This is a genomic window from Ruegeria sp. BB6, from assembly GCF_056539385.1.
This window is the reverse complement of the sequence record NZ_JBQFUW010000001.1, coordinates 331865-344415: the sequence shown is the minus strand read 5'-3', so window position 1 is coordinate 344415 and position 12551 is coordinate 331865. Positions and strand designations below refer to the sequence as shown.

10 protein-coding genes and 1 pseudogene are annotated in these 12551 nt (G+C 56.8%); 9 read left to right on the top strand and 2 right to left on the bottom strand.

The features are described from left to right. Positions 1-107 precede the first annotated feature (107 nt). The 7 genes from fabD (at position 108) to mltG (ending at position 6437) form a co-directional block, all read left to right on the top strand. A complete protein-coding gene (gene fabD, locus ACR0B7_RS01650; RefSeq protein WP_170481276.1) occupies positions 108-1046 on the top strand; it encodes an ACP S-malonyltransferase in 939 nt (312 codons plus the stop codon). Between the two features lie 41 nt (positions 1047-1087). Continuing rightward, a complete protein-coding gene (gene fabG, locus ACR0B7_RS01645; RefSeq protein WP_170382696.1) occupies positions 1088-1825 on the top strand; it encodes a 3-oxoacyl-[acyl-carrier-protein] reductase in 738 nt (245 codons plus the stop codon). Between the two features lie 209 nt (positions 1826-2034). Continuing rightward, positions 2035-2268 carry an acyl carrier protein gene (locus tag ACR0B7_RS01640; RefSeq protein WP_008756330.1) on the top strand — a complete coding sequence of 78 codons (234 nt, stop codon included), beginning with the start codon at positions 2035-2037 and terminating at the stop codon, positions 2266-2268. 140 nt (positions 2269-2408) lie between these two features. Next, the gene (locus ACR0B7_RS01635; RefSeq protein WP_170382698.1) at positions 2409-2948 is read left to right on the top strand and encodes a GNAT family N-acetyltransferase; all 540 of its coding nucleotides are present in this window, start codon (positions 2409-2411) and stop codon (positions 2946-2948) included. Between the two features lie 118 nt (positions 2949-3066). Then, positions 3067-3810 (top strand): 1-(5-phosphoribosyl)-5-[(5-phosphoribosylamino)methylideneamino] imidazole-4-carboxamide isomerase, encoded by a 744-nt coding sequence (locus ACR0B7_RS01630; RefSeq protein ID WP_170576629.1) that lies wholly within the window; start codon positions 3067-3069, stop codon positions 3808-3810. Positions 3811-4010: 200 nt separating this feature from the next. Further along, a complete protein-coding gene (gene fabF, locus ACR0B7_RS01625; RefSeq protein WP_170481280.1) occupies positions 4011-5276 on the top strand; it encodes a beta-ketoacyl-ACP synthase II in 1266 nt (421 codons plus the stop codon). Beyond that, entirely contained in the window at positions 5277-6437 is a 1161-nt protein-coding gene (mltG, locus tag ACR0B7_RS01620) for an endolytic transglycosylase MltG (RefSeq protein ID WP_170481283.1), read from the top strand. 34 nt (positions 6438-6471) lie between these two features. On the opposite strand, the gene ACR0B7_RS01615 is transcribed toward mltG, so the two are convergent. Further along, on the bottom strand, positions 6472-7734 hold the full coding sequence (locus ACR0B7_RS01615; RefSeq protein ID WP_170481286.1) for a DEAD/DEAH box helicase: 1263 nt from the start codon (positions 7732-7734) through the stop codon (positions 6472-6474). A gap of 534 nt (positions 7735-8268) precedes the next feature. Between ACR0B7_RS01615 and ACR0B7_RS01610 the strand changes: the two genes are divergently transcribed. Beyond that, a complete protein-coding gene (locus tag ACR0B7_RS01610; protein ID WP_170569659.1) occupies positions 8269-8613 on the top strand; it encodes a hypothetical protein in 345 nt (114 codons plus the stop codon). Positions 8614-9229: 616 nt separating this feature from the next. Here ACR0B7_RS01610 and ACR0B7_RS01605 read toward each other — a convergent pair. Continuing rightward, positions 9230-9475 carry a hypothetical protein gene (locus ACR0B7_RS01605; RefSeq protein WP_170481292.1) on the bottom strand — a complete coding sequence of 82 codons (246 nt, stop codon included), beginning with the start codon at positions 9473-9475 and terminating at the stop codon, positions 9230-9232. A gap of 800 nt (positions 9476-10275) precedes the next feature. Between ACR0B7_RS01605 and ACR0B7_RS01600 the strand changes: the two are divergent. Next, positions 10276-12546, top strand: a pseudogene (locus ACR0B7_RS01600) (baseplate multidomain protein megatron); the annotation flags it as partial. Positions 12547-12551: the final 5 nt, after the last annotated feature.

The following is a 12551-nucleotide window of genomic DNA, read 5'->3' as shown; positions in this document are numbered from 1 at the left end:
TGTCGCGCACAACGAAAGTGCCGTAGTGCAGACCCAATGCAACGCTTGTGCCGCGCCCGCAGTCGGTTTACACCCCGCCGCAACCTAACGTCATCCAAGAGGTTGCAATGACACGCGCATTTGTTTTCCCCGGGCAGGGTGCCCAGACCATCGGAATGGGCAAGGCTCTGGCCGAGGCGTATCCTACCGCGCAGGCGGTATTCGACGAGGTCGATGAGGCATTGGGCGAAAAGCTGAGCGGCCTGATCTGGGAAGGCGATATTGCCGATTTGACACTGACACAGAACGCGCAGCCTGCATTGATGGCGACTTCAATGGCAGCGATGCGTGCACTGGAGGCCGAGGGCGTTTCCGTCACGGATGCAGCGTTTGTGGCGGGTCATTCGTTGGGTGAGTATTCAGCGCTGGCTGCATCTGGCGCGTTGTCAGTTTCGGACACGGCGCGCCTGCTGCGCACCCGAGGGCAGGCGATGCAAAGCGCGGTTCCAGTGGGCGAGGGCGCGATGGCCGCGATCCTTGGGCTGGATTTGGATGCGGTGAGGGCCGTAGCTGAAGAAGCCGCGCAGGGTGAGGTTTGCCAGGCTGCAAACGATAACGACCCGACTCAGGTTGTGGTCTCGGGCGCTAAGGCCGCTGTGGAACGCGCGGCCGAAATCGCAAAGGAAAAGGGCGCAAAGCGCGCCGTGATGCTGCCGGTAAGCGCGCCTTTCCACTGTGCGCTGATGCAGCCTGCGGCGGATGTGATGGCTGAAGCTCTGGCCGGGGTTGAAATCAAAGCTCCCGCCGTTCCGTTGATTGCGAATGTTCGAGCCGAGGCCGTTAGCGACCCCGATCTGATCCGTCAGTTGCTGGTTGAGCAGGTCACAGGCTCGGTCCGCTGGCGCGAAAGCGTTCAGTATATGGCCGCGCAGGGCGTGACCGAAACGTGGGAGATCGGGGCAGGCAAAGCCCTGTCTGGGATGATCCGCAAAATCGACCGCTCGATCGCGGGTAAAGCTGTTGGCACGCCGGATGACGTGCAGAATGTGACGCAGGCCGAATCGTAAGACACAGCGCATCGCGGGATGCGCATGAAAAGGACAATCGAATGTTTGATTTGACAGGAAAGAACGCACTGATCACCGGTGCCTCGGGCGGGATCGGCGGTGAGATCGCGCGTGTTTTGCATACTGCGGGCGCGACAGTTGCGTTGTCGGGCACTCGGGTCGAGCCGCTGGAAGCCCTTGCTGGCGAACTGGGTGAACGCGCCCATGTGCTGCCCTGCAATCTAAGTGACCCCGAGGCTGTGGCATCCCTGCCGAAGCAAGCGGCTGACGCAATGGGGTCGGTCGATATTCTGGTCAACAACGCCGGCATTACCCGCGACAACCTGTTCATGCGCATGTCGGACGAAGAATGGCAGAGCGTGATCGACGTCAACATGACCTCAACCGCGAAGCTGTGCAAAGGCGTGTTGCGCGGCATGATGAAGGCGCGTTGGGGCCGGATCATCAACATCTCGTCTGTCGTGGGTGCCACGGGCAACCCCGGTCAGGCGAACTATGCCGCGTCCAAGGCGGGTATGGTTGGAATGACCAAGTCACTGGCCTATGAGGTGGCCAGCCGGGGGATCACGGCCAACGCTGTCGCTCCGGGGTTCATCACAACCGCAATGACTGACAAGCTGACGGACGATCAGAAATCAGGAATTCTGAACCAGGTTCCGGCGGGTCGCATGGGGGATGCCTCGGAAATTGCAGCCGCTGTTCTGTATCTTGCCAGCCCCGAAGCTGGATATGTTACCGGAACCACCTTGCATGTTAACGGGGGTATGGCCATGTTGTGAACGCGGATCGGGGCAGGTGCGAAAGCGTTTGCCTCGGGCGTTGTCTGTGCTATAGGCGGCGCATGAATGCAGGGGTCGGCCAAATGGTCGGCCTTCTACTTTCCCGGTAATCGGGGACCTTAACCGCCCGGACCGGGCAAATCAAAGCCAGCCTGAGCGGGCAAGGGCAGAACCGGGCACTACGCCCTGAAACGGAATGAGGAATAGACATGAGCGACGTCGCAGATCGCGTTAAAAAGATCGTTGTTGAGCACCTGGGTGTTGAAGAAGACAAAGTAGCGGAAAACGCTTCCTTCATCGACGATCTGGGCGCAGACAGCCTGGACACTGTTGAGCTGGTTATGGCCTTTGAAGAAGAGTTCGGCATCGAAATCCCTGATGACGCAGCCGAGACCATCCAGACCTTTGGCGACGCCGTCAAATTCATCTCCGAAGCGTCCTAAGACCTTCGTATTCAATTAAAAGCGGCGCTTCCGGGCAACGGAGGCGCCGTTTTTTATGCCCTAACGGAATTCTTGCTTGCCAGTCGTGATATTCCTCCGTCACCATTTACGTGAGGCAAAATTATCAGAGCGGGCAGGGCATGATACGATCCACCCCGATGATCAACACGGCACGCCTGACGCTCTGCGGCATGCGGCCCGAAGATTTTAACCGGTTCGCCGAGATATGGCGGAATCCTTGTGTTGTGCGGCATATCGGCGGCACACCCCGATCACGCGGTGAAGCGTGGGATTCGTTTCTAAGAAATGCGGGTCACTGGCAAATGGCCGGATTTGGTCAGTGGGCTATCATTCAGCAATCGAATCGTCGGATGATTGGGCAGGCGGGGTTCTTCTACGGGAATCGTTCACTGGGTGAAGATTTCGACAGTTTTCCCGAAGCCGGATGGGTTCTGGCCCCCGAAGCGCAAGGGCAGGGATTGGGGCTGGAGGCAGCTCAGGCTGCGCATGATTGGTTTGACCGGATCATGCCGGGGCCATTGGTTGCATTGGTGAATTCCGCAAATTCGTCGTCTCAGAGCCTGGCAGAAAAGCTGGGTTACATCTTGATGCGAGAGTGTAGTTTTCAGGGTTCACCCGTTCATCTTTTGCGCCGAAACGGTCCGCCGACGCGCCACTAAAGCGTATAGGGCGATGCCGCAAAATGTATGTAGTTTGCCGAAACTGGTAAAAACCGGTTTGGATTCTCTGTGTATGGTATCCTCGATTTCCAGAATGATTGGGCGGAGGAGCAAGCTCATGAGGATTTACCCCACGATGGAACTGCAGAACGGCCGGTGTGTCACACTGGACAAGGGCCGTTTGGATGAGGCCATGATTTGGCATGTGAATCCCGCAGAAACGGCGCATGGCTGGGCCTCCGCCGGGGCTGAGTGGATGCACCTGACGGATTTTGATGCAATCGAAGGGCGTGACACGAACTCGGAACTGGTCGAGGAGATTATCCGTTCGGCAGAGATTCCCGTGCAGTTGGCGGGTGGTATGCGCACCCGCGAGCAAGTTGAGTACTGGATCGACAAAGGTGCGGGACGGATCGTGATCGGCACCTTGGCCGCGTGGGACCCCAACCTGGTTAAAGAACTAGCCAAGCTGCACCCGGACCAGATCGTTTTGGCCGTGGATGTCTGGCAAGGTCAGGTCATGACAGAGGGCTGGCGCAGTCAAAGCGCCTTTACCCCCGAGGCATTTATTGAGGCATTTGCCGACACGCCTTTCGCCGCCATTCTCGTGACCGATATCGACAGCGATATGGAGGATGTCGAGGCGCAGCTGGGCTTGATCTCGGGTCTGGCCGAAAAGTCTCGTACGCCTATCATCGCAAGCGGCGTTGTGCGCACAGCGGATGACATTTCACGTTTGGCCTACATTCCGAATATCTCGGGTGCTCTGGTCGGTCGGGCGTTGTTCCGCAAGACCATTGATTTGTCAGAAGCCCTGAGTGTCGCAGGCGCGGCCCACGAGCCTGTGGCTGAGTTTCAGTAAGACAAGTCCGAACGCTTTTTCGCCTCCTCATCTATTTTGAGGGGGCGGATTCTATTTTGGGCCGATTTGTTTTTCTTTCGGCGTTTCCTTGCCTTTTGCGGCTAAGGGGCTTGGACGCAGATTTTGCTGTTGCTCTTGCCCCCGCACCCCGCCCCGGGGTATGAGCGTTTCTTAAACACGAAGCAGGCAAGAGGCACTTCATGCGCAGAGTCGTTGTAACCGGTCTGGGATTGGTCACTCCGTTGGCCAGCGGGGTCGAGGAAACCTGGTCGCGGCTGTTGGATGGGGAATCCGGCGCGGGACCGATCACGCTGTTCGACGCCGAGGCAAGCGGGGTCACCACGACATATGCCTGCGAAGTCCCCCGCGGGGACGGAACAGACGGAACGTTCAACCCCGATGATTGGATGTCACCAAAAGAGCAGCGCAAAGTTGAGGATTTTATCCTGTACTCAATCGCGGCCGCGGAAATGGCCTGTAAGGATGCCGATTGGCTTCCCGAGGATGAAGACGCGCGCCTGCGCACCGGTGTTCTGATCGGTTCGGGGATTGGTGGTCTGGGGTCCATTGCGGAAACAGCGAACCTGATCCGTGACAAGGGACCGCGCAGGGTGTCCCCCTTCTTTATTCCTGGCGCGCTGATTAACCTGGCGTCTGGGCAGGTCTCCATCCGCCACGGCTTTAAAGGGCCGAACCACTCGGTTGTAACCGCATGTTCGACGGGTGCCCACGCCATCGGCGACGCAAGCCGGATTATCCGTGCAGGAGACGCGGATGTCATGGTTGCAGGTGGCGGCGAGGGCTGCATTTGCGAGATCGGCATCGCGGGGTTCAACGCCTGTAAAGCGCTGTCCACCAAATATGCGGATAACCCAAAGGCTGCCAGCCGTCCTTACGATGTGGATCGTGATGGTTTTGTCATGGGCGAAGGGTCCGGTATCGTCATTCTGGAAGAATACGAACACGCCAAGGCGCGTGGAGCCAAAATCTATGCCGAGGTACTGGGATACGGCATGTCCGGCGACGCCTACCATATCACCGCACCCAGCGAGGATGGTGATGGGGCCGAACGCTCGATGAAAGCCGCGCTGCGCAGTGCAGGGCTGGAGCCGAAGGATCTGGACTATATCAACGCGCATGGCACGTCGACGATGGCAGACACGATCGAATTGGGCGCGGTTGAACGGTTGCTGGGTGATCACGCTGCAAATGCGACTATGACTTCTACCAAATCCGCCACTGGCCACCTGCTCGGGGCCGCTGGAGCGATCGAGGCGATCTTTTCTATCCTTGCAATTCGGGATCAGGTGGCGCCGCCGACAATCAATTTGGATAATCCCGCTGTTGAAACGTCTATCGACTTGGCTCCGAACGCCAAGCGCGAGCGTAAGATCGACGTAGCGCTGTCCAACTCGTTTGGGTTTGGTGGCACGAATGCCAGCGTGATCTTCGGAAAGGTAAGCTAAATGTGGCGCGCACTGGCGTCTAATATGCTGACCATTCTGGTGGTCGGCTTGTTCTTGTCGGGCGGCCTCATCCTGTGGGGGCAATCGCGTTACAAAAACGAAGGCCCATTGGAAACCGCGATCTGCCTACAGGTTGAGCGCGGGTCCAACATGACCGAAGTCAGCCAAAAACTGGAGGATCAGGGCGCGATCAGCAGCGCTATGATCTTCCGGATGGCGGCAGATTACACGGACAAAGCCCCGCAGTTGAAAGCGGGGAGTTTTCTGGTGCGCGAAGGCGCGTCGATGGAGCAGATCATCGATGAAATCACGCGCAGTGGCGCAAGCACCTGCGGGTCCGAGATTGAATATCGCATTGGTGTGACGCGCATCCAGACGCGGGTGCGTGAGTTGAATCCCGCAACGCTCGACTTTGATGAGATTGCGTCATTCGACGTGGTCGAAGAAGAAGCACCTGCGGCCTATACCGAAAAACGCAACGACGCTGATACGCGCTATCGGGTTTCGGTGGCCGAAGGTGTTACCGCGTGGCAGGTGGTCGAAGGGCTGAAACAGATTGATGCACTGACCGGCGAAGTTACCGAAATTCCTGCCGAGGGGATGTTGGCACCCGACAGTTACGACGTGGTACGAGGCGCTGACAGGAACGCCATTCTGCAGGGGATGCAGGACAGGCAGCAGTTGCGGGTTAACGCAGTCTGGGAAAAGCGGCAGGATGATCTGCCGATTAGCAGCCCGGAAGAAATGTTAATTCTCGCGTCGATCATCGAAAAGGAAACGGGCGTTCCGCATGAGCGCGGGCAGGTGGCCAGTGTTTTCGTGAACCGGCTTGAGCGCGGTATGAAGCTGCAGACAGACCCGACCGTCATTTATGGTGTGACAAAAGGTCAAGGGACCTTGGGGCGTGGTCTGCGTCGGAGTGAGCTTCGTCGTGCAACACCTTGGAACACATATGTTATTGACGGTTTGCCGCCGACTCCGATCGCTAATCCGGGTCTTGCAAGTCTGGAGGCCGCTGTAGCCCCGGAAGAAACGAACTATGTGTTCTTTGTTGCGGACGGTACAGGCGGGCATGCGTTTGCCGAGACGCTGGACGAGCATAACCGGAATGTCGCCAAATGGCGCGAGATAGAAGCCGAACGGCAAAGTTCAGGAAACTAAAAAAGGTGCCGCGTGTTGCGGCACCTTTTTTGATTTAGGCGGCGGGTTTTCTTTTTTGCCGCCGACGTTGGTTTGATCCAGGCTTGGTCGAAGCATTGGCCGCCTGTGGTTTTGGTCCACGACGACGGAACCCGCCACGCTTGCGCGGCTTTTTAGGCTCCGCAAATTCCGGCATTGTACCGCTGGCGACGGGGATTTCGATCTTCATCAGCTTTTGAATCTGCTTTAGCTGATCCAGCTCATCCGGCGCGCAGAATGCGATAGCTTCACCCTCGCGACCTGCGCGGGCGGTTCGGCCGATCCGGTGCACATAGTTGTCGGGCACCTCGGGTAGGTCGTAGTTGATCACATATGCCACGCCGGGAATGTCGATGCCGCGCGCGGCTACATCGGTTGCGACAAGAACGTTGACCTCACCTGCGCGAAACGCCTTGATCGCTCGGTCGCGTTGCCCTTGGGTTTTGTTGCCGTGAATGGAGGCCGCGTTAAAGCCATCGGCGACGAGGTCTTTCATCAACCTCTCTGCGCCATGCTTTGTGCGCGCAAACACCAATGTCAGAGCGTCAACGTCCTTGGACAGGATCTCGCGCAACTTGGCGGGCTTTTCTGCCCGGCTCAGGAAATGGACCGACTGCGTGATTTTGTCAGCCGCCTTCCCCGGAGGGGAGACCTGAATGCGCTGCGGGTTCGTCAGGTAGGTCTGGCTGATTTCTTCCATCTGCTTGGGCATAGTGGCGGAAAACAGCATGGTTTGACGCGGTGTGCCAAGTTCGGGCGCAATGCGGCGCAGAGCGTGAATGAACCCCATGTCCAGCATCTGGTCAGCTTCGTCCAGCACCAGATGGCGGACCGAGCTGAGATCAACAGCGCCGCGCTCCATGAGGTCGATCAGGCGACCGGGTGTCGCGACGAGGATATCGGTTCCACGTGCAAGGAAGGAAATCTGCTTGCCGATGGACTGACCGCCCACAACGGTCGCGACGCGGATTTTTGTTTTCTTTGTCAGGTTCCGCAGGCTTTCGGCGATCTGATTGACCAGCTCGCGCGTCGGCGCAAGGATCAACGCCTTGGCGGTTTTGGGGGCGGGTTTACCCGGTTGCGCCAACAGGTGGTCAATCAGCGGCAGCCCAAAGGCCAGAGTTTTGCCGGTGCCGGTTTGCGCCAGCCCCATAATATCGTGACCCTGAAGCGCCATCGGAATGGCCTGGTTCTGGATCGGAGTAGGTTGCGTAAAGTTTGCGCGTTTCAGCGCGTCATTCAGAGCCGGGGCGAGGCCCAGCATGTCAAAGTCGAACAAGTAATCATCCTTTTCAATCCGCGACCGTGTACCAGTCACGAACAAGTAAATCGACACGTGCATAACGCACGAGCCTACAGGGTTTCGCGAAGCCTCGGAACGCACGGGCGAGTCCTGTGCCGTCCGGCCATCGCAACAAGAACCCTGCGTGAAGGGGAACTGGAGAGAGTTGGGCGCTGTGAGGTCGAATACGACCATTTATGCTCACGCGGCAGCGCTGTGTTTTGGGGCACATGCGTGTTTGGGGACGGAATGTCAAGTTTGTCGCTGAGTAATTGGCTAGTTTCCCAATCGGTGTGCCTGATGAGGAGGGTATAAAAAGCTGCGATCCAGACGTGGCAGGTCTTAACAAACTGTTGAACGACAGGACGGCTCTTGTTGCGCAGGCGTTGCGTAACCAATTGACTTTGAGCACTTATTCTCGTAAAGTCTGTGTCATGCTAGAAGAAGTGGGTAACGGCCTCGGGGAAATCCGGTGGCCGTCTTTTGCTTCTCTCGTGCGGAGTAAACTCACGCATGAGGTCACAGGCACACATGACTTTGATTACCCCGGAAGAGCGGATTTCCCAGACGGCTGACTTGTTGCAGTCGCTTGAGCGATCCATTCGCGATCTGCGCCAAGCAGCGGAAGAACTGCGCAGGCAGATTGGTGCCGGGGAGGATGCAAACCTTGCCGGAGCAGGCAAGCAACTGGGTCAGTTAGAGGGGCTGATCCGAAGTTGTCAGAAAGTGGAGACAAGCTTTGTCGAACAACATCACAGACAAGCCGGAATTGCCCAAGGGGGATATGCGCTCGACCTTGAGCGCGCTCGATTTGAAATCGGGTGCAGGCTGGCTCGCCTCCGCCGATGCTATGGTGAGGGACAGATTTCTAAGTGAGATCGGAGAGGGGGGGCTGTGTGCCCTCCCGCGACACGCCGTTCGTTCAAGCGGGCTTTGCTCTGAGCGATTTGCGCGTGGGCTGAATGTGGGGCGAGAAGGGTTTGGCCCCCAACCAACACCGAGGAAAGGTTAGGCCGGGGACCGTGTAGCCGCACCAGTGGAGTTGGCATTCCAGACGCGACCGCACCCACATTCCAACACGGCGATATATCGTCCGTCCATTTATCCCAAAAATGCGTTGTCCCGGGCGACCAAACCCGGGACGAACGACTTCCAGCGAGAGGGCCGACCAAAGCCCATTCTCCTAGAAATCATGTCCCCGATATCCGGGTCAATCTGTTGTTGTCGGGTGGTTGTCTAACAACGCTAAAAAACTAATTATAAACGATAAAATTGACGATAGGCATCAGCATAATTTTATTCGTGGGGTAGACCTAACCAGTGAGACGACCGACAATACCGCATAAGTACACGTGCATCATGCCGGTACTGATTAGCGGATTATTCCAACAGAGAAGTGACACAAAAAATCAAAGGGCACCGATCATTAGACCGACGCCCTCCAAAACAATAACATATGTTCGCGTTGGTCCCGAACAGAAGGTCGTATTGATTATTGTTTTCCGCGAGACACTTGCTGCTTTGAAACCTCACGACTGCCGGCATTGCCCCAGCCGCTATCACTTGTATCACCGTTGATAGCGTTCTTACCGCTGACCGTCTTCGCGGCTGCTCCAATTCCCGGCGTACCGGAAAGAGTGTCCGCCATATTTTTCGCAGCGCCGGAATTACCGTTAGCCATTACAGGTGCAGTGAGCGCGATCAGCGCAGAGGTGGAAAGTACGACAAGCTTTTTCATTTTAGCCCCCTTGTGTTTCGATATTGTATTTACGCTGACCGTCCTTGTTTGGATCAAATTGGAAAAAATATGAATGATACAAACTGTTTCCAATCATCAACAACGAACGCAACCGCGATGCAAATTTCCAGGCACTCAGATCCTCAAAAGAAAAGATTGAATAAGATGCCACCAGCCGTAGTTGGATCCGGATAGTCGGTAAGTGTTACGTCCTCGGGAAGGGATGGAAACTGACTAACCCCTGCGTAAAATAGTAACTGGGCGTTCGTGTTGCCCGGAACGTCGCATTGAAAACGACATAACAACTTCGCTTTCATGGTGAATAACGGCTTTGTCAGCATTGCTGACCTTGCTGCCTTGTCGTCCGGAACTCCCCAACCAGTGGGACGACACCGTCTGATACCCAAAGAAGCCAACGGGAGGGGGTCGCGACGGGTCTGAGACGGTCTCGGGCTATATTAGTACCCGAGAGCGCCCCGAAATGGCTTCCCGTGACCCGACAACGCAAATTGACGGTCACGGAATCGAAAAACTTGCATTAAAACAGCGCATTAAAAAAATTTTGGCGGAAAATCACAAGTAGACATCGCTCGGCTTGAATATATCGCGGGCATAAGGAGTTACGGACATGAAAAAAATTACCGTCCCCGCGTTGGCGGGTTCTTTGGCGTTGTCAGCCTGCGCACAAAAAGCAGAAAATGTAACGGCAAGTTACGTTCCAATGACGCTGTGTACTGACCAGAACTGCAAACAACTTCGGCAGGAACAAGCACGGATTGTCGCTCAGGTGAACCATCTGACCGGTGTCCGACTGGAGGGATGGCGACGAGCACCTGGATGCCCGCAATGGCGCACGCGCAATCTATGAGATTGACTACTTGCGCGCCAATATTGAGGGCGGTGAAGGGTATGACTGGTACTATGCATCCCCGGAAGAGGCCGAGGCTCAAATACGCTCTCCGATCGAGGATACCGAGCACGATGAACCTTGGATTTGGCGATACAAGGATTTGCGCAATTGGTGGGCGAAACCCCACCACGAACGCATTGCTGGCGTTCGGCAAGCTGACCGCACGGCTTGGGTGCCGGGTTCAAAACCCATCTGGTTCACAGAGTTGGGGTGCGCAGCGATAGACAAGGGCACCAATCAGCCCAACAAGTTTTTGGACCCCAAGTCGTCTGAGTCCGGTTTGCCGCGATATTCCAACGGGTTGCGCGACGACTTCATGCAATATCAGTATCTGAAGGCGATACTTGGTTATTGGTCCGACTCAAACATCAACCCGGTTTCGGAAGTCTATGGCGCGCCAATGGTGGACATGTCCAACGCCTACGTCTGGGCCTGGGATGCCCGCCCGTTTCCGGCATTTCCGAACTTGCGCAGCCAGTGGGATGATGGCGAGAACTACGCGCGTGGTCATTGGCTGAATGGACGGTCCGGCGCACGAACACTGGCGTCGGTCGTGGCCGAGATTTGTCATGCGGCCGGGGTGACTGACATCGATACGTCAGGACTTTTCGGTATTATGCGCGGATATGTGGTTGAACAGGTCTCTGATGCACGGTCGGCATTGCACCCATTGATGTTGAGATACGGGTTTGACGCGATTGAGCGTGACGGCGTTCTTCTATTTCAAATGCGCGATGGTCGGAAACCGATCGCGCTTGACCCAGATGAGCTCGCGACCAATAGCGAAATTGAAGGTATCATCGAACATCGCCGGGAAGCTGAGGCTGAGATGACTGGTCGAGTTCGATTGCGCTTTGTTCAGTCTGACGCAGATCATGAAATCGTGTCCGAAGAAGCGGTGCCTCCGGACGCGCGTACGCACGCGGTTTCGGTGAACGAGATGCCGCTGTCAATGACACGAGCTGAAGGGCGTCAAACGGTCGAAAGATGGCTTAGTGAGGCAAGGGTTTCGCGCGAAACTACTCGTTTTGCCTTGCCGCCTTCGATGTCGCATGTTGGTGTTGGCGACGTCGTTAGCCTGAAAGGTGATGAACAGCGTGCGCGCTATCGCATCGACCGCCTTGAGCAGGCTGAGATGCAAATTGCGGACGCCGTTCGGATCGAACCGGGCGTTTACACCCCTTCGGACCTACCGGATGATATCGTGGCAGAGAGCCCATTTGTCGCTCCGGTGCCGGTATATCCAGTGTTCCTGGATTTACCCCTTATGACGGGGTCAGAGGTCCCCCATGCTCCGTACCTTGCGATCTCGGCCGATCCTTGGCCGGGAAGTGCTGCGGTTTACGCCGCCGCAACCGATGAGGACTACGTGTTGCAGCAGGTCGTTTCAGGCCAGGCGGTGATCGGGTTTACACAAACCCCGCTGCGCCGGGCCAGCGCCGGTCTGTGGGATGAAGGCGTGCCGTTACTTGTTAACCTCATAGGAGGGGTGCTGGAATCACGTCCACGCGAAGCGCTGTTGAGCGGAGCCAATTTTGCCGCCATCGGAGATGGGACGCCGGATAATTGGGAGGTGTTCCAGTTCGCGCATGCAGACCTGCAATCCGAAGGTGTCTACGCTTTGTCGAAACGGCTACGGGGACAGTTTGGGACTGATGCGGCAATTCCCGATGTTTGGCCCGAGGGGTCCGTTTTTGTATTGCTTGACCAAAGGGTTGCCCAGACCGCCCTCTCGCGTTCAGAGCGCCGAGTTGCAAAGCACTACAGAATCGGTCCGGCGACCCGGGGCTATGACGACCCATCCTTTGTTCATCAGGTTGAGGCGTTCAATGGGAATGGGCTGCGCCCCTATGCTCCCGTGCATCTGCGCTTGCGCTCTGCCGGTCTGGATGATGTACTTTCATGGACACGCCGCACACGGATTGACGGCGATGACTGGGGCGGAATGGAAGTGCCGCTGGGCGAGGAAACCGAATCCTATCTGATCCAGATCCGGGTGGATGGGTCTTTGGTCCGCGAACAAATCGTCAACCAACCTAGCTGGACATACACGGATGCCATGAAGTTGGAGGACGGTGTCACCGGCCCCTACAATTTCCGCGTTGCTCAGCTATCGGCTGCGTATGGCCCTGGCTTGTACGCCGAGCTTGCCGCAGGCTAGGCGCA